This window comes from Pseudomonas agarici, assembly GCF_900109755.1.
Lineage (GTDB): Bacteria > Pseudomonadota > Gammaproteobacteria > Pseudomonadales > Pseudomonadaceae > Aquipseudomonas > Aquipseudomonas agarici.
Map to the genome: position 1 here is coordinate 60391 of NZ_FOAR01000010.1, position 22565 is coordinate 82955.

13 protein-coding genes and 1 tRNA gene are annotated in these 22565 nt (G+C 61.9%); 8 read left to right on the forward strand and 6 right to left on the reverse strand.

Features of this window, described 5'->3' with window-relative positions; translation table 11 throughout:
* Window positions 1-13 precede the first annotated feature (13 nt).
* The 5 genes from treZ to glgX all read left to right on the forward strand — a co-directional run bounded on the left by treZ (window position 14) and on the right by glgX (window position 9271).
* Window positions 14-1819, forward strand: a complete 1806-nt coding sequence (gene treZ / locus BMX68_RS11440; RefSeq protein WP_017131223.1) for a malto-oligosyltrehalose trehalohydrolase — start codon at window positions 14-16, stop codon at window positions 1817-1819.
* Window positions 1816-3897, forward strand: coding sequence for a 4-alpha-glucanotransferase (gene malQ / locus BMX68_RS11445; protein WP_017131222.1), 2082 nt, complete (start codon window positions 1816-1818; stop codon window positions 3895-3897). The genes treZ and malQ overlap by 4 nt, the downstream gene beginning before the upstream one ends.
* Complete coding sequence (locus BMX68_RS11450) at window positions 3894-6647, forward strand: malto-oligosyltrehalose synthase (protein WP_060782286.1); 2754 nt, start codon at window positions 3894-3896, stop codon at window positions 6645-6647. Before malQ ends, BMX68_RS11450 begins: the two co-directional genes overlap by 4 nt.
* Window positions 6648-6668: 21 nt before the next feature.
* Window positions 6669-6959 (forward strand): DUF2934 domain-containing protein, encoded by a 291-nt coding sequence (locus tag BMX68_RS11455; RefSeq protein WP_017131220.1) that lies wholly within the window; start codon window positions 6669-6671, stop codon window positions 6957-6959.
* 161 nt (window positions 6960-7120) lie between these two features.
* Complete coding sequence (glgX, locus tag BMX68_RS11460; protein ID WP_017131219.1) at window positions 7121-9271, forward strand: glycogen debranching protein GlgX; 2151 nt, start codon at window positions 7121-7123, stop codon at window positions 9269-9271.
* A gap of 141 nt (window positions 9272-9412) precedes the next feature.
* Here glgX and glgB read toward each other — a convergent pair whose 3' ends face one another.
* From glgB to BMX68_RS11475, 3 genes are all read right to left on the reverse strand, one after another.
* Entirely contained in the window at window positions 9413-11647 is a 2235-nt protein-coding gene (glgB, locus tag BMX68_RS11465; RefSeq protein ID WP_017131218.1) for a 1,4-alpha-glucan branching protein GlgB, read from the reverse strand.
* Window positions 11644-14982, reverse strand: coding sequence for a maltose alpha-D-glucosyltransferase (treS, locus tag BMX68_RS11470; protein ID WP_060782285.1), 3339 nt, complete (start codon window positions 14980-14982; stop codon window positions 11644-11646). Before treS ends, glgB begins: the two co-directional genes overlap by 4 nt.
* A gap of 180 nt (window positions 14983-15162) precedes the next feature.
* Complete coding sequence (locus BMX68_RS11475; RefSeq protein WP_017131217.1) at window positions 15163-17160, reverse strand: alpha-1,4-glucan--maltose-1-phosphate maltosyltransferase; 1998 nt, start codon at window positions 17158-17160, stop codon at window positions 15163-15165.
* A gap of 224 nt (window positions 17161-17384) precedes the next feature.
* Here BMX68_RS11475 and BMX68_RS25905 point away from each other — a divergent pair, with 224 nt between their 5' ends.
* Both BMX68_RS25905 and BMX68_RS11480 read left to right on the forward strand, forming a co-directional pair.
* Window positions 17385-17552 carry a hypothetical protein gene (locus BMX68_RS25905; protein ID WP_017131216.1) on the forward strand — a complete coding sequence of 56 codons (168 nt, stop codon included), beginning with the start codon at window positions 17385-17387 and terminating at the stop codon, window positions 17550-17552.
* 46 nt (window positions 17553-17598) lie between these two features.
* Window positions 17599-17838, forward strand: coding sequence for a DUF3203 family protein (locus BMX68_RS11480; RefSeq protein ID WP_017131215.1), 240 nt, complete (start codon window positions 17599-17601; stop codon window positions 17836-17838).
* 130 nt (window positions 17839-17968) lie between these two features.
* Here BMX68_RS11480 and BMX68_RS11485 read toward each other — a convergent pair whose 3' ends face one another.
* Together BMX68_RS11485 and BMX68_RS11490 are read right to left on the reverse strand one after the other, a co-directional pair.
* Window positions 17969-18715, reverse strand: a complete 747-nt coding sequence (locus BMX68_RS11485; RefSeq protein ID WP_017131214.1) for an SDR family oxidoreductase — start codon at window positions 18713-18715, stop codon at window positions 17969-17971.
* Window positions 18716-18982: 267 nt separating this feature from the next.
* The gene (locus BMX68_RS11490; RefSeq protein WP_017131213.1) at window positions 18983-20107 is read right to left on the reverse strand and encodes an MFS transporter; all 1125 of its coding nucleotides are present in this window, start codon (window positions 20105-20107) and stop codon (window positions 18983-18985) included.
* A gap of 315 nt (window positions 20108-20422) precedes the next feature.
* Here BMX68_RS11490 and mrdA point away from each other — a divergent pair, with 315 nt between their 5' ends.
* The gene (gene mrdA / locus BMX68_RS11495) at window positions 20423-22315 is read left to right on the forward strand and encodes a penicillin-binding protein 2 (protein WP_017131212.1); all 1893 of its coding nucleotides are present in this window, start codon (window positions 20423-20425) and stop codon (window positions 22313-22315) included.
* A gap of 103 nt (window positions 22316-22418) precedes the next feature.
* Here mrdA and BMX68_RS11500 read toward each other — a convergent pair.
* A tRNA-Leu gene (locus tag BMX68_RS11500) sits at window positions 22419-22503 on the reverse strand.
* Window positions 22504-22565: the final 62 nt, after the last annotated feature.

Below are 22565 nucleotides of genomic sequence, written 5' to 3' on the forward strand. Positions count from 1 at the left end.
GAGGCCTTCAGAGATGCCGATAGGGACTTCGCAAACCTGGCCTCACGGTGCCATCATGCTGGACGCGGAACATACCCGCTTTGCACTCTGGGCACCGGACAGCCGTTACGTCAGCGTCGAACTGGAGGATGGCCGCTCGCTGGCCATGTCACCGAAGCACGACGGCTGGTTCACCCTGCAAACCTGCTGCGCGGCCGGCACCCGCTACCGCTACAACATCGAGGGTGACCTGCTGGTCTGCGATCCGGCTTCCCGCGCCCAGGCCGGTGGCGTGCGGGCCGCGAGCGTGGTGGTCGATCCGCTCGCCTATCATTGGCAGCATAACGATTGGCAAGGGCGGCCCTGGCATACGGCGGTGATCTACGAGCTGCATGTCGGTGCCTTCGGCGGCTATCGTGCGCTGGAGCGACACCTGCCGCGCCTGGCCGCGCTGGGGATCACCGCCATCGAATTGATGCCCCTCGCCGAGTTTCCCGGCAAGCGCAACTGGGGTTATGACGGTGTGCTGCCCTATGCTCCGCACGCCGCCTATGGTTCGCCCGAAGAGCTCAAGCACCTGATCGATAGCGCCCATGGCCATGGCCTGATGGTGATTCTCGACGTGGTCTACAACCACTTCGGCCCAGACGGCAATTTGCTCGGGCACTATGCCAAGGACTTCTTCCTGGAAGATCGCCAGACACCCTGGGGCGCGGCCATCGACTTCCGCCGCCGGCAAGTGCGCGACTTCTTTATCGACAATGCCCTGATGTGGCTACAGGAATACCGTTTTGACGGCCTGCGATTGGATGCCGTGCATGCCATCAACGACAGTGCCTTCCTGCGCGAGCTGTCTGACAAAGTGCGCCAGCAGCTCGACCCCACACGGCAGGTCTGGTTGACCGTGGAGAACGAACTCAACCAGGCCAGCCTGCTGGAAGAGACCTACGACGGACAATGGAACGATGACGGTCACAACGCCCTGCATGTGTTGCTGACCGGCGAGATCGAGTCCTATTACGCCGATTATGCACGGCAAACCACCACCAAACTGGCACGCTGCCTGAGTCAGGGTTTTGTCTACCAGGGCCATCTCAACCGTCACGGCCAGAGTCGCGGCGAACCGAGTGCGCACCTGCCGCCCACGGCCTTTATTCTGTTCCTGCAGAACCACGACCAGATCGGAAACCGGGCCCTCGGCGAGCGCCTCAACCAACTGTGCCCCGCTCCAGCCCTGCGCGCGGCCACGGTGCTGTTGCTGTTGTCGCCGATGATCCCGCTGATGTTCATGGGCGACGAGATCGGTGCCGAGGAACCTTTCCTGTTCTTCACCGATTACCAGGGTGAGCTGGCCGATGCCGTGCGCGAAGGCCGGCGTGCGGAGTTCGCCGAGTTCGAAGGTTTCGCCGACCCGCAACGGCGTGCGCATATCCCCGACCCGAACGCTACGAGCACTTTCGAGGCTTCATGCCCGGACCTCGACTCTCCCGTCCATTTCACCCGCCAGGCCACGGCGCGACTCTACCGGCAGTTATTGGCGATTCGTCACCGCGAATTGATACCCAGGCTGCCCGGCACCCAGGCGCTAGGCGCCGACGTGCTGGCTGACGGCGCCCTCAGTGCGCGGTGGCGGTTGGGCGACGGTAGCCTGCTGCGCATCGACCTGAATCTCAGTGCCGCTCCCGTCGATCATCGCGCCGACAGCACCGCCCGCTGGTTGTTCGAAAGTAGTCAGGGCGCTACCCGACAACTGGACCACGGTTGCCTGGCGCCTTACTGCGCCCTGGTCAGCCTGAGCACCGATGAAGACTTATCGTCCCTTGATGGAGAATTCCCGTGAGCGATACGCAGTTGGAAATGCTTGCGAGCCAAGCGGGCCTGGCCGTTGACTGGATCGATGCCAATGGTCGTCCTCAAAAGGTCCGCTCCGAAGTCCTGCGCAAGGTCCTGGCCGGCCTCGGGCATCCGGCCGATGACGATGCCGCCATTGAAAGCAGCCTGTTAGAGCTGCTGCGAATCCAACAGGACAGGCGCTTGCCGCCGCTGCTGACAGCAGACGTCGGCCAGGGGCTGGACCTCGCCCACTACTTCGCCCCCGACACGCCTTGTGAGATTCACCTGGAAGACGGCACACTGCTCAACCTGCGGCTGGACAACAACGCGGTGTTGCCAGGACAGGTACCGGTCGGCTACCAAAGCGTGAGTATCGAAGGTCAGCATTTCACCCTGGCCGTCGCTCCCGAGACTTGCCACAGCACGGCCGCCGCCACTGGCGCCCGAACACCCCGGGCCTGGGGCCTGAGTGCCCAGCTCTACAGCTTGCGACGTCCCGGCGATGGCGGCTTCGGCGACACCCTGGCCCTGGAAAACCTGGTACGGGCAGCTGGCGAGCGAGGTGCCGATGCCCTGGCCATCAGTCCGTTGCATGCGATGTTCAGTTGTGACCCGCAGCGCTACAGCCCTTATTCGCCTTCCAGCCGCCTGTTCCTCAACAGTCTGTACGCCGCGCCGGGGGCTATCCTCGGGGAGCGTGCCCTGCGCATGGCCATCGACACCGCCGGGTTGACCGATGAACTGCAAGCTCTGGAACAGTTGCCGCTGATCGACTGGCCCCGTGCGGCCCGTGCCCGACAACGACTGCTACGCGCCTTGTACGAGGGTTTCCGTCTCGGCGACCACCCCCTCGGCGCAGACTTCAATAGCTTTCGCCAGGCCGGTGGCGAAGCCCTGGAGAATCACTGTCGCTTCGAAGCGCTACAGGCCCTACGGGTTGCTCGCGGCGAAAGCAGCGACTGGCGTCACTGGCCCGAGGAATGGCGTCAGCCACGCGGCGCGGCACTGGAGCGCTTCGCTGAGGAACACGTTGAAGACATCGGCTTCTACGCTTTCAGCCAATGGCTGATCGCCCGCTGCCTGGAGCGCGCACAGGACGCGGCCTTGGGCAGCGGCATGCGCATCGGGCTGATCGCCGACCTCGCCGTTGGCGCAGACGGCGGCGGCAGCCAGGCCTGGAGCCGGCAGGATGAACTGCTGGCCGAACTCACCGTCGGTGCACCGCCCGATATCCTCAACCGCTCGGGACAGAGCTGGGGCATTTCCGCCTTCGCCCCCGAAGGCCTGAAGCGCCATGGTTTCCGCGCGTTCATCGAAATGCTGCGGGCCAACTTCGCCCACGCCGGCGGCCTGCGCATCGACCACGTGATGGGCCTGCAACGACTTTGGCTGATTCCCCTCGGCTCGCCGGCGAGCGACGGCGCCTATCTCTATTATCCTCTGGACGATCTGCTGCGTCTGCTGACCCTGGAGTCCTCGCGACACCAGGCCATCGTCCTCGGCGAAGACCTCGGCACGGTGCCCGAGGGCCTGCGGGAAAAACTCAGTGCCCGAGCGATCCTCGGCATGCGTGTGCTGCTGTTCGAGCAGGAGCACGACCATCGTTTCAAACCGATTCTCGACTGGCCGGACAATGCCCTGGCCACCACCAGTACCCACGACCTGCCCACCCTAAACGGCTGGTGGCATGCACGGGACATCGACTGGAATATCCGTCTCGGGCTGATCGACACCCCGACCGCCGATCACTGGCGCCAGACCCGCCAGCACGAACGCGAAGGCTTGCGCCGAGCCCTGAGCGCGGACCCGCAGAGCTTTCGCGACGAATCCCAAGAGACCGACCAGATGGTGGATGCCTGCATTCGTTTCCTCGGGCATACCCGTGCGCCACTGGTATTGTTGCCACTGGAAGACGCTTTCGCGGCACAAGAGCAACCGAACCTGCCGGGCACCCTCGACAGCCACCCCAACTGGCGCCGCCGCCTGCCGGGCTACAGCAACAAACTGCTGGACGATAGCGACGCGGCACGCCGCCTCGAACTGCTGGCCTGCGCCCGTCTCCAGGCCGCCGAGCGTGACCGATGAACAGGTTGGCGCAACCCGCCCTGCGTGCCACATTGCGACTGCAATTGCATAAGGACTTCACGCTCGATGCCGCCGTGCCCTGGGTGCCTTATTTCGCCCGGTTGGGCATCAGCCACCTGTACGCCTCGCCGCTGCTCAGTGCCCGGTCGGGTTCGATGCATGGCTACGACGTGGTCGATCCGACCCGGATCAATCCCGAGCTGGGCGGCGAACCGGCACTGCGACGGCTGGTGATGGCCCTGCGCGAACACGGCATGGGCCTGATCCTCGATATCGTCTCCAACCATATGGCGGTGGGCGGTGCCGACAATCCCTGGTGGCTCGACCTACTGGAATGGGGGCGATACAGCCCCTATGGCGAGTTCTTCGACATTCAGTGGCATTCGCCGGACCCATTGCTCGAAGGCCAGTTGCTGATGCCGTTTCTCGGCAGTGACTATGGCGTCGCCTTGCAGGAAGGCACCCTGCCCCTCTGTTTCGATGCCGCACGCGGCGGTTTTCGAGTGGAGCATTATCAGCACCACTTCCCGATCTGCCCCAGGGACTATGGGCAGATTCTCGCGGATCTGCCAGGCCTGGGAGACCTCGCCGCGCGCTTCAGGGCACTCAACACCCGCCCCGATGCTTACCATCAGGCCCGGCAATTACGCGCCGAACTGGCCAGCCGCACGGACAGCCACCCGGCGCTCCTGGCCAGCCTTGAACGCTACGACTCCCGTGACCCCGAAGGCTTTCAGCGCCTGCACCACTTGCTGGAACATCAACACTATCGTCTCGCCAGCTGGCGCACCGCAGGCGATGACATCAATTGGCGGCGCTTCTTCGATGTCAACGAACTGGCCGGCCTGCGCGTGGAGCGCCCGGCGGTGTTCGAGGCCACTCACCAGAAAATCTTTCAACTGATCGGCGACGGCCTGGTGGACGGCCTGCGGATCGACCATATCGATGGCCTCGCCGATCCACGGGGCTATTGTCGCCGGTTGCGGCGACGGGTCGATGCGCTGGCACCCGGACGGCACTTACCGATTTATGTCGAAAAGATCCTCGGCCCAGGCGAAAACCTGCACCGTGACTGGCGGGTCGATGGCACCACCGGCTATGAGTTCATGAATCAGTTATCACTGCTGCAACACGATCGCGCTGGAGCCGAACCCTTGGTGGAACTCTGGAGCCGTCTGAGCGAACGATCTGCCGAGTTTGCCCAGGAAACCCGCCTGGCGCGCCAACAGATGCTCAACGGCTCGCTGGCCGGCGACTTCGAAAGCGTCGCCCAGGCCCTGCTACAAGTAGCCCGCGATAACCTGATGACTCGCGACCTGACCCTGGGGGCGATCCGTCGCGCCTTGCAGGAACTGATCGTGCATTACCCGGTATACCGCACCTATATCAACGCCTGTGGCCGACCGGCCGAAGACGAGCGGTTTTTCCAGCAAGCCCTGGCTGGCGCTCGCACCACTCTCGGCGAAGCCGATTGGCCGGTCCTCGACTGCCTGCAACGCTGGCTGGGAGGCCAGCGCTGGCGCGACCGTGCGCCAGGTCGTCAGCGCAAACGGCTCAAGCACGCCTGCGTGCGCTTTCAACAACTGACCTCGCCAACCGCCGCCAAGGCCGTGGAGGACACAGCCTTCTATCGCTCGGCGGCGCTGCTCTCACGCAACGACGTGGGCTTTTGCACCGAACAGTTCAGTGCACCCGTGGAAGATTTCCATCAGGCCAATCAACAGCGCCTGCAAGCCTTTCCCGACAACCTGCTGACCACCGCCACCCATGACCACAAGCGCGGTGAGGACAGCCGCGCACGGCTGGCCGTATTGAGTGAATGCAGCACCACCTATATCGGCTGGATCGAGCAATGGCGCGAGCAGGCGGCAACCTTGCGCGATGATCCGGCGGCCCCCTCGGCAGGCGACGAACTGATACTTTACCAGGCCTTGCTCGGCAGTTGGCCGTTGGGCCTCGCAGCCGATGACCTGCCTGCCTTGCGCCAGTACGCCGAACGCCTGCGGCAATGGCAACGCAAGGCTTTGCGCGAGGCCAAGCTGCTGAGCAGTTGGGGCGCGCCGAACCAGGCCTATGAAAACGCCTGCCATGCATTTCTCGACACCTTGCTGCTCAAGCCCGAGGGGCAGGCATTGCGCAGTGCCATCGCGGCGGCGGCGCACTGCATCGCTCCCGCCGGTGCGCTCAACAGCCTGGCCCAATGCCTGCTACGAATGACCGTGCCGGGGCTACCGGACCTGTACCAGGGCAATGAGTTCTGGGACTTCAGCCTGGTGGATCCAGACAACCGACGGCCCGTGGACTTCGCCGCTCGACAGGCCGCGTTGCAGGCATCGACAGACCCTGCCGCGCTGATCAGCGACTGGCGCAGCGGCTGGATCAAACAAGCGCTGATTGCCCGCACCCTGGCGCTCCGGGCCCGTCACGCCAGCCTGTTCAGCGCCGGCGACTATCAAGCGCTGCCAGTGTCCGGCGAACAGGCTGGCAAGGTGCTGGCGTTCAGTCGTGCGACCGCGACGCAAACGGCCATTGTGATCGTGCCCAGGCTGGCCCAGCCCTTATTGGCTGCCGGCGAGTGGCCGTGGGTAGCGACAGCGGTTTGGGGCGATACGCGGATCAGACTGCCGTTCACCGCACCGGTCGACAAATTAAAGGGACTTTTCTCAACCTGCACAGTCACACCCCATGGAGAACTGAGGGTCGGTGACGCACTGGGAGACTTCCCGGTCAATCTCTTTATCCACCCTTGAGTTCATTTCAGGAGCATGGCGATGAGTACCGACGAAAAACGCATTCGTGAATTTGCTTATCAGATCTGGCAATCGGAGGGGCAGCCTGACGGCCAGGAAGCCCGCCACTGGGACATGGCTCGCAAGCTGGCCGAAGCCGAGGCACTGGCACCGAGCAAACCGGCAACCGCCAAAGCCAAACCGAAGACGGTTGTGACCCCCACCAAGAGCACCGCGAAACCGCCGGCCAATCCTATTGCCCCGCCTGTCGCCAAACACTTGGAGCCGGTGCCAAAGAAACCGCGAGCACCACGCAAACCGGCAGCCACTTGAACTGAACGCGCTTCGGACAGCCCGCCGACCCCGTCACGCTCGTTGGCCCGCCCCCCCTTTTGACACTCTGAGCCAAGACACTGTGGGAGCAGGCTTGCCCGCGAATAGGACCTAACAATCGCCGAAAGCCTGGCTCTTGGCGAAGATTGCAGGAGCATCACATGACCCAACCCAAGAAAACACCGGACACCGAAGCCTCGCGCATCCGCGAAGGCCTGCCCTTCCCACTCGGCGCTACCTGGGATGGCCTGGGGGTCAATTTCGCCCTGTTCTCCGCCCACGCCACCAAGGTCGAACTCTGTCTGTTCGACGCCAACGGCGAGGTTGAACTGGAACGCATCGAACTGCCCGAATACACCGACGAGATCTATCACGGCTACCTGCCCGACGCCCACCCAGGGCTGATCTACGGTTATCGGGTGCATGGCCCTTACGACCCGCAGAACGGCCATCGCTTCAACCCCAACAAACTGCTGATCGACCCCTACGCCAAGCAACTGGTCGGAGAGCTCAAATGGTCTGAAGCGCTGTTCGGCTACACCATCGGCCATCCGGACGCCGACCTCAGTTTCGACGAGCGTGACAGCGCGCCCTTCGTGCCCAAGAGTAAGGTCATCGACCCCGCCTACACCTGGGGTCGGGATCAGCGGGTCAGCGTGCCCTGGGACCGCACGATCATCTACGAAACCCATGTGCGCGGCATCAGCATGCGTCATCCCGCCGTGCCCGAGGAGGTACGCGGCACCTTTGCCGGATTGATGGTCGATGACCTGCTGGAGCATATCCGCAAGCTGGGCGTCTCGTCGGTCGAGCTGCTGCCGATTCATGCCTTCGTCAATGACCAGCACTTGCTGCACAAGGGCATGACCAACTACTGGGGCTACAACAGCATCGCTTTCTTTGCGCCCGACCCGCGCTACCTGGCCAGCGGCAAAATCGCCGAGTTCAAGGAAATGGTCGCGCACCTGCACGAAGCCGGTCTGGAACTGATTCTCGACGTAGTTTACAACCACACCGCCGAAGGCAACGAGCAAGGCCCGACACTGTCCATGCGCGGTATCGACAACGCCTCCTACTACCGCTTGATGCCGGACGATAAGCGCTTCTACATCAACGATTCGGGCACCGGCAACACCTTGGATTTGAGCCATCCCTGCGTACTGCAGATGGTCACCGACTCGCTACGCTATTGGGCCACGGAAATGCACGTGGATGGCTTCCGCTTCGATCTGGCGACCATTCTCGGACGCTATCACCATGGCTTTGACGAGCGGCACAGTTTCCTCGTCGCCTGCCGTCAGGATCCGGTGTTGCGCCAGGTCAAAATGATCGCCGAACCCTGGGACTGCGGGCCGGGCGGTTATCAGGTCGGCGGTTTTCCGCCGGGCTGGGTGGAATGGAACGATCGCTTTCGCGACACTGTGCGTGCCTTCTGGAAAGGCGACGATGGCCAGCTCGCTGACTTCGCCGGACGCATGACCGCCTCCGGCGAATTGTTCAACCAGCGCGGTCGGCGCCCTTATGCCTCGGTCAACTTCATCACTGCCCACGATGGTTTCACCTTGCACGACCTGGTGTCCTATAACGACAAGCACAACGAGGCCAACGACGAAAACAACCAGGACGGCAGCAACAACAACCTGTCCTGGAACCATGGCGTCGAAGGCCCCACCGACGATCCGGCGATCAACACCCTGCGCCTGCGCCAGATGCGTAACTTCTTCGCCACCCTGTTGCTGGCCCAGGGCACGCCAATGATCGTCGCCGGCGACGAATTCGCCCGTACCCAGCACGGCAATAACAACGCCTATTGCCAGGACAGCGAAATCGGCTGGGTCAACTGGGACCTGGACGACGACGGCAAGTCCCTGCTGCGCTTCGTCAAGCGCCTGATCAAGCTGCGGCTGGCCTACCCGATTCTGCGTCGGGGGCGCTTCCTGGTGGGCGACTACAACGAGGCAATCGGCGTCAAGGACATCACCTGGCTGGCCCCGGACGGCAATGAAATGACCACCGAGCAATGGCACGACAACCATGGTCGCTGCCTGGGCATGCTGCTCGACGGACGAGCTCAGGTTTCCGGCATCCGCCGCGCCGGGGCTGATGCCACCTTGCTGATCGCGCTCAATGCCCACCATGACGGGGTCAACTTCCGCCTGCCCGAAGTCCCTCAAGGCATGTACTGGACTTGCATGATCGATACCAACGACGCGGCGATCAAGGGCCAGGAGCGTTTCGCATTCAACAGCGAATACACCTTGACCGGACGCTCGCTGGTGATGTTCGAATTGCAACGCGATGACGAAGACTGAGAAGCCTGTGAGTCGATAGCAACAGAAGTCGCATGGCGACCACCTTGGACGAGAGTCGGAACGCCGTGCTGGGACGCGGCGTTCCGACAAACTCGCTCGCCACCGCCCGCCGTACTCACTCAGTCGAGGCAGTGAATCGTCTCAGTCACGCGCCAGCGGCTGCAACATCAACACCGCCAGCGGTGGCAGGTTCAGCACCAGCGACGAGGCCTGTCCATGACTGGCGCGGTCTTCGGTGAAGGCCCCGCCACCATTGCCATAGTTGGAGCCGGCATAGATCGCCGCGTCGCTGTTGATCACCTCCTTCCACTGTCCGGCAAAGGGCACCCCAATCCGGTAGGCCTCGCGGGGTACGGGCGTGAAGTTGGCGACCACCAGCAGCGGTCGCCCTTCGCGGCTCCAGCGCAACCAGGCATAGACACTGTTGATGGCATCATCGCCGATCAACCACTGAAAGCCCTGGGGAGCATCGTCCTGGTCGTGCAGCGCCGGCTCCTCGCAATAGAGCCGGTTAAGGTCGCTCACCAGCTTCTGCACGCCCAGATGCTCAGGGTATTGCAGCAAGTACCAATCCAGTTGCTGGTCGTGATTCCACTCGCGCCACTGGCCGAACTCACAGCCCATGAACAGCAACTTCTTGCCTGGATGCGCCCACATGAAACTCAGGTAGGCTCGCAGGTTGGCAAACTTCTGCCAGCGATCGCCAGGCATTTTGTCGATCAGCGAATGCTTGCCATGGACCACTTCGTCATGGGAAATCGGCAGGATAAAACGCTCGGACCAGGCATATACCAGGCCGAAACTCAGCTCGTTATGGTGGTGTGCGCGGTACACCGGGTCTTGCTGGATGTAATGCAGCGAGTCGTGCATCCAACCCATGTTCCACTTATGAGTGAAACCCAAGCCGCCCTGCTGGGTACCCTGGCTAACCCCCGGCCAGGCCGTTGACTCCTCGGCAATCACCAGAGCACCCGGCGCCTCCAGCGCTACCACATCATTGAGATGACGGAGAAAGTCGATGGCTTCGAGGTTCTCCCGGCCACCATGGCGATTGGGCACCCATTCCCCGGCCTTGCGCGAGTAATCGCGGTAGAGCATCGACGCCACCGCGTCCACCCGCAACCCGTCGACATGGAAATGCTTGAGCCAGTGCAACGCCGACGCCAGCATGAAGCCATGTACCTCGGTACGCCCGAGGTTGTAGATCAGCGTATCCCAATCCTGGTGAAAGCCTTCCAGCGGGTTGCCGTACTCGTACAGCGCCGTACCGTCGAATTGCGCCAGGCCATGGCTGTCGGTGGGAAAATGCGCCGGCACCCAGTCGAGAATCACACCGATATTGGCCTGGTGACAGGCATTGACGAAGGCGGCGAACTCCTCCGGCGGGCCATAGCGGGCACTGGGCGCGAATTGCGACAGCGGTTGATAGCCCCAGGAGCCACCGAAGGGATGCTCCATGATCGGCATCAATTCGATATGGGTGAAGCCCAATTGCCGGACATAGGGGATCAGCCGTTCAGCCAGCTCGCCCCAACGGTACTGGCGAGACACCTCGCCCGCTTCATCGATCTCGCACTGCCAGGAGCCGGCGTGCAGTTCGTAGATTGACAGCGGTGCATTCGGCCGTTGCCGTTCGCCACGCGCTTGCATCCATTCCTGGTCCTGCCATTCGATGTGCAGCGGCGATGCCACCTGCGAGGCGGTATCCGGCGGCAACTGGGTAGCCAGTGCCACCGGGTCGGCCTTGAGCGGCAGGATCGCCTCGGCGCCGAGTATCTCGTACTTGTAGGCCTCCCCCGGCTGCAGGCGCGGGATAAAGATCTCCCAGACCCCGCTCGAATGACGCAGGCGCATCGGATGGCGACGACCATCCCAGATATTGAAATCGCCGACCACCGAGACCCGCCGGGCGTTCGGTGCCCAGACCGCGAAACGCACGCCGTCGATGCCTTCGACCGTCATCGGTTGGGCACCGAAACAGCCGCTCAGGTCACGATGATTGCCCTCGGCGAACAGATACAGGTCCATCTCCCCCAGCAGGGGTCCGAAACTGTAGGGATCTTCGCAGACCTGCTCGCCGCCGGCCCAGTGGATACGCAGCAAGTAGGGTTGGCGATCAGCGCACCGACCGACATACAGGCCAGGCACCGCACTGTTGTCCAGGCTAACCAGCACCCGCTCGCTGCCACGGGCCAGAACCTGGACACTCAGGGCACCCGGCAGGAACGCGCGGATGAACTGCCCGCCAGCACCGTCATCATGGGGACCGAGAATGGCAAACGGGTCCTGGTGTTCAGCACGCACCAGGGCTTCGATATCGTGGTCGGCAGGTAATAGACCGACTTTTATTTTACCTGGATCCTGACTTGAATTCATTGCTGCTCTCCACCGGACAAGGATTTCACCTCACTCAACAACCCGCTCAAACCGTGCAGGGGCACGGGGAGCCAGGTTGGACGGTTCTGCGCCTCATAGGCAATTTCGTAGGCAGCCTTCTCCAGACTGAACAGGACCAGGGCCGCTTCCGCGCCCGCCGGGTCCCGCCATGCATGAGCAAGATTAGTAGTTGCCTGCCGATAGGCCCGAATAAAAGCCTCGCGTGAATCCTTCAGGTAACACTCGGCAATACGCTGCAAGGCGGCCTGGGCCGATGCCGAGGCATGGGCGGCGTGTGAGCGGTCAAGGGCCATCGCCGCGGCATAGTCGAACGAGCGCAACACCCCGCTGACATCCTTGTACGGACTGTGCTTGCCCCGGCGCTCCGGCAACGAGCGTGCCGGTTCGCCTTCGAAGTCGATCAGGTAAGCGTCACCTTGCACCACCAGCACCTGCCCCAAATGCAGGTCGCCGTGCACGCGAATGCGCAAACCGCCCTGCACTTGCGCCGCAAGGGCCTGGACGTGAGCGACGATGGCTTTTTTTTGCGCCGCCAGGTGCGTGATCAAGGCCCGGTCCGGCGCTGCAAATTGCGCCTGATGCTGTTCGAGCAATCGCAGGGCCCGAGTTATCTGACCGCCGATCTGCTTGCCCCAAGCCTGGCTGTCCTTGGCCGTACTGACCTGAGCGCAAAAATTCGAGTTGGCGGTCGGCGCGGCCAGCACCTGGTGCATTTCGCCCAGGCGCTGGCCCAACAAACCGGCGAAATTCGCCAGCTCGCCGAGTGCATTGAACGGCTGCTCATGCTCGACAATCCCATCGGCCAGTTCATCGCGGATCGCCCGCTCCAGATTGTTCTGAGTCCAGACCCAGGCATCGCCCTGGTTGTTCAGCAAGCCCTGGGCAATCATCAACAGGCTTTCCCCGCCCGCCGGATCACGCCGCACCACCGAACCCAGTAGCGGTGAAATATGCTTGAAGCCGGCGGCACTGAGGTAGGCGCTCATTTCCAGTTCAGGGTGAATGCCGGCGCTGACCTTGCGGATCAGCTTGAGCATCACCCGCTCGCCCACCACCACCGAACTGTTGGACTGTTCGGCGGACAGGTACCGCACCTCGGCATCTGCGGGCAGCGGCTGCGCCATCAATTCGGGGCTGGCTTGGAAATGCAGCTCGCCCGCGCTGCCGCTCAGCACGCTGCCTGCCTGCATGCCCTGGATCACCGCCCGCACAAAGCTCTCGAGGCTGAAGGCATCGGTGATCAAGCCGACCTGACGACCGCGACGAACCCGAGCCAAGGCCAACTGCTGTGGCAATGCGGCATGGATCTGCTCTTCGGCCAGCAAACCGAAAGGTATCTGGTAGCGGCTGACTTGGCCGCCAACGCTCACCTCGATTTCGCTGAGCAACACCGGCTGCTGGGCATCGCCGAAACGCAAGCCATAGACCAGATGCACCTGCTCGATGGCGGCATCTTTGTTGGCGAACCATCGCCGCTTGGGCAGCCACTCAGGCAACGACACCTGCTCCAGGGTGATGCGCGAAGGGGCCTCGAGCAATTCTTCAAGGCGCTTTTTTAAGACCAGGGTAGTGAAGTCCGGCAGGCTCTGGGGTGCTTCCACATGCCAGCTCGGCATCTGGGTCTCGGCAGCCAGGAGAAACCAGTAGAAACCGTAGGGCGCCAGGGTCAGCAGAAAATTCAACTGGCCGATGGGAGGAAAGGCGTTGCCGCCCAGCATTTCCACCGGCACCTTGCCGGCAAAGTGCGACAGGTCAAGCTCCGCCGCCTGGGCGGTGCGCGAGACATTGGCGACACACAGAATGATTTCGCTCTTGCCATCCGGCCCGGTGTATTCGCGGGTGTAGGCCAGAATCCGGCGGTTGGCCGGCGAAAGCATTTTCAGGCTGCCGCGACCGAACGCTTTCTGCTGCTTGCGCACCGCCAGCAGGCGACGGGTCCAGTTCAGCAACGAATGGGCATCGCCGGCCTGGGTCTCGACATTGACCGACGGATAACCATAGAGCGGGTCCATGATCGGCGGCAACACCAGGCTGGCCGGATCGGCACGGGAGAAACCGCCATTGCGGTCGATCGACCACTGCATCGGCGTGCGCACGCCATCGCGGTCGCCCAGGTAGATATTGTCGCCCATGCCGATTTCATCGCCGTAATACAGGGTCGGTGTGCCCGGCATCGACAGCAGCAGGCTGTTGAGCAGCTCGATCCGCCGACGGTCACGCTCCATCAACGGCGCCAGACGTCGGCGAATACCCAGATTGATCCGGGCGCGGCGGTCGGCGGCATAGTAATTCCATAGATAGTCGCGCTCGTGGTCGGTGACCATCTCCAGGGTCAGCTCGTCGTGGTTGCGCAAGAAAATCGCCCACTGGCAATTGGCGGGAATCTCCGGGGTCTGGCGCAGGATGTCGGTGACCGGAAAACGATCCTCCTGGGCCAGCGCCATGTACATGCGCGGCATCAACGGAAAGTGGAAGGCCATGTGGCATTCGTCGCCGTTGTCGCCCTTCTGTTCGCCAAAATACAACTGGGTATCTTCCGGCCACTGGTTGGCTTCGGCCAGCAACATGCGGTCGGGGTAATGGGCATCGATTTCGGCACGGATCTGCTTGAGCACCTGGTGGGTCTCGGGCAGGTTCTCGTTGTGGGTGCCGTCGCGTTCGATCAAGTAGGGAATGGCATCCAGGCGCAGGCCGTCGATGCCCATGTCGAGCCAGTAGCGCATCACCGACAGCACTGCCTTCATGACCTGTGGATTGTCGAAATTCAGGTCCGGTTGATGGGAGTAGAAGCGGTGCCAGAAGTATTGGCCGGCGACCGGATCCCAGGTCCAGTTGGATTTCTCGGTGTCGAGAAAGATGATCCGGGTCTCGGCATACTTGTCATCGGTGTCGGACCACACGTAGAAGTCTCGGGCACTGGAACCTGGCTTAGCCTTGCGGGCTCGCTGGAACCAGGGGTGCTGGTCGGAGGTGTGATTGATCACTAGCTCGGTGATCACCCGCAGGCCACGTTTGTGCGCCTCGGCGATAAACCGCCGGGCATCGGCGAGGGTCCCGTAATCGGGGTGAACCCCACGATATTCGGCGATATCGTAGCCATCGTCGCGGCGTGGCGAGGGGTAGAACGGCAATAGCCAGATGGTGTTGACGCCGAGGTCGGCGATATAGTCGAGCTTGGCGATCAACCCGGGAAAGTCGCCGATGCCATCGTTGTTCGAATCGAAAAAAGACTTTACATGTACTTGATAAATAACCGCGTCCTTGTACCAGAGCGGGTCATTGATAAAGGTTGCTGGGCGGGATTTCTTCGCCATGGGTAACTCCTTGAATAGTGGCGAGCGGGCTTGTCAAAACGCCGCACCGCCCGCTGGGCTGCGAAGCGGCCCTGAATCCAGGCAACGCGTTGCATCAGAAAGAACGCGTTCAATGGTTTTAGCGAGGACGGCGCCGCCGAGCGCGGCGGTGCGACGTTTTGACAAGCCCCCTCGCCACACTCACATCGTGGTGATCCGCCAGATTCCAAATGGCTGGTGCCAGGGCTCGATGCGCATCCACTGGGTCTTGCCATACCAGGTCCAGGTATGGCCATTCATCAGGTCCTCGCCCTGGGTCGCGGCATCGTCGGCCAGGCCGAACTCCCACAGCGGCAGCTCGAAATGCGCCTCCTGGGCGTTGTGCGGGTCGAGGCTGACCGCCACCAGAATGAAACTCTCGCGGTCGGCGGTGCGTTTGCCGAAGTACAGGATGTTGTCGTTCCAGGCGTTGTAGACCTGCAACCCCAAATGCGTCTGCAACGCCGGGTGCTGGCGGCGGATACGGTTGAGCTGGGCAATCTCGGCAATGATGTTGCCCGGCGTATTGAAGTCCCGTGGACGGATCTGGTACTTCTCCGAGTCCAGGTACTCTTCCTTGCCCGGCACCGACGCCGATTCGCAAATCTCGAATCCCGAATACATACCCCACAGGCCAGAGCCCATGGTTGCCAGGACCGCGCGGATAAGAAAGCCGGCGCGGCCCGACTCGTGCAAGAAGGCCGGGTTGATATCCGGGGTATTGACGAAAAAGTTCGGCCTGTAGCACTCGCGCCAGGGCGACTGGTTCAGTTCGGTGAAGTAACTCGCCAGTTCGGCCTTGGTATTGCGCCAAGTGAAGTAAGTGTAGCTCTGGGAGTAACCGATCTTGCCCAGGCGCGCCATCATCGCCGGCGTGGTGAAGGCCTCGGCGAGGAAGATCACTTCAGGGTGGCGAGCGCGAACATCGGCAATCAACCATTGCCAGAAAGGCAGCGGTTTGGTGTGCGGGTTATCGACCCGAAAGACCTTGACGCCCTCCTCGACCCACGCGAGGACGATGTCGCGCAGCTCGATCCATAGGCTGGGGATGGCCTCGGCGGTATAGAAGTCGACGTTGACGATATCCTGATATTTCTTCGGCGGGTTCTCGGCGTATTTGATCGTGCCGTCAGGCCGCCAGTTGAACCAGCCAGGATGTTGGCGCAGCCAGGGATGGTCCTGGGAACACTGAATGGCGAAATCCAGGGCGATCTCCAGGCCATGGTCGGCGGCGGCGGCCACCAGTCGCCGGAAGTCGTCGCGGCTGCCCAACTGCGGATGAATCGCCTCGTGCCCGCCCTCTTCGCTACCAATCGCATAGGGGCTGCCCGGATCGTCGGGACCGGCGTTCAAGGCGTTGTTCGGGCCTTTGCGGTGGCGCCGCCCGATGGGGTGGATCGGCGGAAAATACAGCACATCAAAGCCCATGTCGCGAATCGCCGGCAAGCGTGCGTGCACGTCATCGAAGGTGCCATGGCGCGAGGCGCGGTCGGTGACGGAGCGCGGGAACAATTCGTACCAACTGGCGAACTGTGCCAGGCTGCGTTCCACTTCCAAGGGAAAATCATAGCTGCGGCTGAGGTAGGCATGAGGATCGCCGAGGCGCACCAGCACCGCCGTGGCGGGTGTGAGCAGGCACTCGACTTGGCCATCCGTCGACAACCCAGACAATTGCTCATGCAACGCCATCAGCCGTTGAGCCAGATCACCTTGGCTACGTTCGCTGGCCTGGCGGATATGCTCGCGACCTTCCTGCAGTTCGAGGTCGATCGGTACCCCGGCCAAGAATTTTTTCTCCAGCTCGTAGCAAAAACTGCCGAATTGATCGATCCAGGCCTCGATCCGATACACATAATGGCCCTGGCCGCCGACCCGCAGTCGACCCTGCCAGGCGTTATTGCCCTGGTCGGTCATCACCGAACGCTGCCAGTCGGCCACACCGGAGGCCTTCCAAGCCAGCATCACGGCCAACTTGTCATGCCCGTCGGTAAACACCTTGGCACTCACGACCAGCTCTTGTCCGACCACCGCCTTGACCGCGAATTGCCCGCCATCCACGGACGGACTCACGTTCTCGATGGCAATGCGTGGCAACAATAGCGCCTGAGACAGAGGCAGGACTTCGCTGATTTCCTCGTCCAACGATTTATCAGTTGTCATCGAGCATCACTCCTTACGCCCTGTGGACGCTCTACCTTGCGTAATCAAGATTCGCGACGGGCTTCATCCTGAAAGGCCGCTCAAGTTCGGAGCCGGGACACCACCAAAAAGTTCAGACGGATTTGCCGGGAACGTCCATTCGTCAAAAAAGTGCAGTCAATCTTGAATGAACAAGGTCAACCGTTACACGAGGCACCCAGACCGTGCATAAAAGAGGTCACTTCATGAATATTCCGATTCCGGCGCAAACGCCCGATCCCAATATCGACCAACCGACCTTGCCGCCGACCGAGCCCCAGCCGGTACCGGAGCAAGAGCCGCCCGGCAGCCCCCCGCCACCCAAAATCGACCCGCCAACCACGCTACCGCCGGTGATCGCCAAGCCAGCATAGACTCGGTTCCAAGAGTGACGGGGCGCCAGAGCAAAAGGAGTACACCATGCCCATCAAGATCGATCGATCCAACCAGACCTGCACCCTGGAAGAACACGACACCTGTGTCCACGGTTTGGCCAAGAACGTCAGGATCACTACCGACGACGCCAAAAGCATGTCCCGCGCCGAACTCAACGGCAAGGCGATCTGGATTACCGAAGCAGAAGCCGACGCCTTGACCGGCGCCGGTGCCGTCGATGGCCGCCACCACGTCAAGGTCACGTCCAACCAGTCGGTGATTTGATTGGCGCGCCGCCGCGTGCCCGTCCTGTCGTCCAGCGACGGCGGTACCTCAAGCGTGGGACCGCACGCGCTAAGGCCATTTCCTCCGTGCCTGCGGCCCATTCGCGATCACCGCGAGACGGTGAACTGCGTCAGCGCCCGCCAGCCAGGTCGATAAAGGTGCCGGTGGCATAGGAAGCCTGGTCCGAGAGCAGCCAGATAATACCTTCGGCCACTTCTTCGGCGCGACCGCCACGCCCCATCGGAATCGCCGACGCCAGCTTGTCGACCCGCTTGGAATCGCCGCTCAGGGCATGAAATCCGGTGTAGATAAAACCGGGACGCACGGCGTTGACCCGAATCCCCTCGCCCGCCAGCTCCTTGGACAGGCCCAGGGTGAAGGTGTCGAGCGCGCCCTTGGAAGCGGCATAGTCGACGTACTCATTCGCCGAACCGATTCGCGCCGCCGCCGAGGACACGTTGACAATGTTTCCACCCTGCCCGCCATGGCACAGCGACATGCGCAGCACCGCATGCTTGGAGCAGAGAATCGGCCCCAGCACGTTGGTCTTGAGGGTTTGCAGAATGCGGAATTCGGACATTTCATCGACCCGCGACCGGTGTCCGACCGTTCCGGCATTGTTCACCAACGCAGTGACGGGGCCGAGTTCGGCATCCACTCTGCGGAACAGGTGGATCACGTCGTCCTCGCTGCTGACATCCGCCCGTACCGTGATGGCCTGGGCGCCCAGTGCCTGGACCTGTTCCTGCACCTTATGGGCGGCGTCAGCGTCGGTCAGGTAGTTGATGCAGATCCGATACCCGTGCTGTGCGGCCAACAACGCTGTCGCCGCGCCGATACCACGGCTACCGCCGGTGATGACAATGACTTTTTCCATTGAGCCCTTCCCACACCGTGCTAACTCTGTGCGTTCCAGCATAACCGTGCCGGGCGCAGTTTGTGTAGCGGTCAAATACCCTAGTGACCTGTGTGGTGAGTCCTACTGGCCAATTTCGGTGCCACAAGCCCTGACCGGCGTTGCTGTTCACCTCCGGCATCCTAACTTGGGCTAACGAACTCACCGCACAGGCTACCAGGTCGATTGGGGCGCTCATGCAGCCGGCAATCGTGCCCAGTGTCGCTGGGCAGACGCCAGGAATCAGGCCTAACGCCGCGACACCGCGCAACCCACCGCACTCAAGGCAATCGCCAGACCGGCCAGGGAGTAGACCCAACTGGCCGAGGCCACCGGCAGCAACACCCCTGCCAGCAAAGGCCCGACACCGGCACCGATATCGCGCCACACTGCATTGGACGCCAGCGCCTGGACCCTTGCAGGGCCGGGGTTGCGTCGGGCCACCAGGGTCACCACCAGCGGCAGTTGCAACGCGCGCAGGATCAGCACCGATCCGGCGCCGAGGATCAGCCAATGGCTGCCGAAGGCTGCCAGGGCAAGGCCACTGAGGATCGACAACAGCAGCAACATCCGCACCACGCCATAGCTGTCCGCCGCCCAGCCACCCAAGGGACTGAGGAGCATTTCCGAAATATAGCGCAGGGCCATCAATGCCCCGGCAATGATCACCGCATTGCCGCCCAGCACGGCGGAGGCCTGCAACGACAGGCCGAAGATAAACAGCCCATCCAACGCCACACCTTCGACAAACGACCAGATCGAGACACTGTCCGGCCATTTGAAGCGCCGTCCGGAAGGTGCCGACAACTCATGCCCCACCGTCGGCAAGCCGCGTGCCACCCACCAGCCGATCAGCGAGGCCGCACACAGCAGCAGGAAAATCAATCGCGGGCCGAACTGCAGGCTCAACCAGCCGCCCACGGACAACGCGATCATCGGGCCGATGGCAATCACCGCCCGCGAACGCCCTGCCCGGCGCGCGGCCCCCGTCGGTTCCAGGGTTGCCAATACTTGCGTCGAGAGGTTCAACGCCGCATAAGACAAGCCCCAACCCAGGCGTAGCAACAACAGCCAGAAGAAGCCGCAGATCAACGAATTGCCCAGGGCGCACACCGCACTGACGCCCGCTGCCAGCATCAGCGTCGAGCGGTCTCCGTGGCGGGCGTAATAGCGCAGCACATAACCGTAACCGAAGATCCGCACCAGGCGGTTGGCCGCCAGCAGCACCCCGGCCTGGGCCAGGGTCACGCCAAAGGCCATGCTGTTCATCGGCAGCAACAAGTAAAGCAGGACATCCCCGGGCAGGCACAGGGCCAGAACGATGGCGGAACGGCGCGAGGCGGAATCAGTCGGGTGAGCAGCCACGGCAGGCATGTGAGACAGGTCTCTACGACGAAGAGGAGAAGCCGCCAAGCATGCCGGTTTGAAACAATCACTGACAATGCTTTTTGTAAAACTGTTGCCGATGCGGCTGAGGCAACCGTGCTTCAACAGAGTGTTCGCAAGATCACGCCTGCCGGTCCCCCCCTGCCAATAGGCGAACTCCGTCTTTTGGCCGATTGCCCTCAATAAAGCCCCTAAATCCGCTACTTCTTGGTATCGTGTGCACCCATTTAAGCACCTATCTATTTGTTTTTTCTATCAGTAACACTTTTATCATTGACTTCTTTTGTATAAGACAGGTTCCTCATGTCCGATCCCATTCATCTCAAGGATCACGAGACCGAAAAACACCTGGTCAACAAGCGCCTGATCGCCTGTGGCCTGCTGGTGCTGGGACTCGCTGCTGCCTTGGTGGGCCGCCTCTACTTTCTCCAAGTCACCGAGTTTTCCTATAACTCCACGGTCTCGGAAAATAACCGGGTCCATGTCTTGCCCATCCCGCCGGAACGCGGGCTGATCTATGATCGCAACGGCGAAGTGCTCGCCGACAACCAGCCCAGTTTCAATATGACCCTCACCCGCGAACGTGCCGGTGACGTCGGTCACGTGCTGGACACGGTAATGAGCATCCTCAATCTGCCGGAAGAAGACCGGGCCCTGTTCGGCAAGGCGCTCAAGCAGTCGCGCCATCCCTTCGAGCCGGTGACCCTGCTCTACGAACTGACCGAACAACAGATCGCCCTGCTGGCCGTGAACGAATTCAAATTGCCGGGGATCGAGGTCGAACCGCAGTTCGTGCGACATTACCCACTGGGCGAGCATTTCGCCCATTCGGTGGGTTATGTCGGACGGATCAACGAGAAGGAAATCAAGCAACTCGATCCCGTGGAATACCGCGGCACCCAGTCCATCGGCAAGACCGGCATCGAGCGCTTCTACGAGAAAGAACTGCACGGTCACGTCGGCTACGAGGAAGTCGAGACCAACGCCCAGGGCCGGGTCATGCGGGTGCTCAAGCACACCGATCCGATTCCCGGCAAGAACATCGTCCTAAGCCTGGATATCAAACTCCAGGAAGTCGCTGAGAACGCCCTGGGCGACCGACGCGGCTCAGTGGTGGCGATCGATCCGAAGACCGGCGAAGTGCTAGCGATGGTCAGCAAGCCGAGTTTCGATCCGAACCTGTTCGTCACCGGTATCCGCGCCAAGGATTACTCGGCCCTGCGCGATTCCATCGACCGTCCGCTGTTCAATCGTGCCCTGCGCGGGCTCTATGCCCCCGGCTCGACAATCAAGCCGGAGGTGGCTATCGCCGGTCTCGACAGTGGAGTGATTTCACCCTCGACACGGGTGTTCGACCCCGGCTACTTCCAACTGCCCAACGTCGATCATAAGTACCGCAACTGGAACCACAGCGGCGACGGCTGGGTCGATTTGAACGCGGCGATCATGCGTTCCAACGACACCTATTTCTATGATCTGGCGAGCAAGCTGGGCATCGATCGGCTGCACGATTACCTGTACAAGTTCGGGATTGGGCAGAAAGTCTCCCTGGACATGTTCGAGGAGTCTTCGGGGCTGATGCCCTCTCGCGAATGGAAACGCGCCACCCGCCGCCAAACCTGGTTTCCGGGAGAAACGGTGATTCTCGGGATCGGCCAGGGCTACATGCAGGTCACTCCGTTGCAACTGGCCCAGGCCACCACATTGATTGCCAACAAGGGAGTGTGGAATCGCCCACACCTGGCCAAGTCGGTCGACCAGGTGGCACCGGTGGACGAGAACCCGATCCCGAATATCGTGTTGCGCGACGCCAAGCAATGGGAACAAGTCAACTACGCCATGCAACTGGTGATGCATGACCCACGCGGTATTGCCCGAGCGGCGGCCGTCGGCGCGCAGTACCGGATTGCCGGCAAGAGCGGTACCGCCCAGGTGGTGGCGATCAAGCAAGGGGAACGCTACGATCGCCTGAAGACCTCCGAGCGTAACCGCGACAACGCGCTCTTCGTCGGTTTCGCTCCGGCGGAAGATCCGCAGATCGTGATTTCGGTGATGATCGAGAACGGCGAGGCCGGTGGCCGAGTAGCCGGCCCTGTGGTGCGCGAAATCCTCGATGCATGGCTGCTGGACAAAGACGGCAAGCTCAAGCCGCAGTACGCGCATCCACTCAAGCCCCATGAGGATCCCAAGGTCTGATTGGGGCGATAGCCCAAGAACACCGCTAACAGCCTACGATAGTGCGTTAGCTCAAGTTTGAATGATGGTGATGCGGGCTGGAACGAGCGGCTTTGGTGGGGAATGGTGCCTCGAACCGGAGTCGAACCGGTACACCTTGCGGCGGCGCATTTTAAGTGCGATGTGTCTACCAATTTCACCATCGAGGCGGTGTAGCAGGCGGCAAATTAGACATCAAAAGACAGCACAAATCAACAGCTTAAGAAGACTG

Coding starts and splice junctions, on each gene's coding strand:
- glgX (WP_017131219.1), top strand. CDS start 7,121: ATGACCCAACCCAAGAAAACACCGGACACCGAAGCCTCGCGCATCCGC.
- BMX68_RS11480 (WP_017131215.1), top strand. CDS start 17,599: ATGCCCATCAAGATCGATCGATCCAACCAGACCTGCACCCTGGAAGAA.
- BMX68_RS11490 (WP_017131213.1), bottom strand. CDS start 20,107: ATGCCTGCCGTGGCTGCTCACCCGACTGATTCCGCCTCGCGCCGTTCC.
- BMX68_RS11450 (WP_060782286.1), top strand. CDS start 3,894: ATGAACAGGTTGGCGCAACCCGCCCTGCGTGCCACATTGCGACTGCAA.
- treS (WP_060782285.1), bottom strand. CDS start 14,982: ATGGCGAAGAAATCCCGCCCAGCAACCTTTATCAATGACCCGCTCTGG.
- glgB (WP_017131218.1), bottom strand. CDS start 11,647: ATGAATTCAAGTCAGGATCCAGGTAAAATAAAAGTCGGTCTATTACCT.
- BMX68_RS11485 (WP_017131214.1), bottom strand. CDS start 18,715: ATGGAAAAAGTCATTGTCATCACCGGCGGTAGCCGTGGTATCGGCGCG.
- mrdA (WP_017131212.1), top strand. CDS start 20,423: ATGTCCGATCCCATTCATCTCAAGGATCACGAGACCGAAAAACACCTG.
- treZ (WP_017131223.1), top strand. CDS start 14: ATGCCGATAGGGACTTCGCAAACCTGGCCTCACGGTGCCATCATGCTG.
- BMX68_RS11455 (WP_017131220.1), top strand. CDS start 6,669: ATGAGTACCGACGAAAAACGCATTCGTGAATTTGCTTATCAGATCTGG.
- BMX68_RS11475 (WP_017131217.1), bottom strand. CDS start 17,160: ATGACAACTGATAAATCGTTGGACGAGGAAATCAGCGAAGTCCTGCCT.
- BMX68_RS25905 (WP_017131216.1), top strand. CDS start 17,385: ATGAATATTCCGATTCCGGCGCAAACGCCCGATCCCAATATCGACCAA.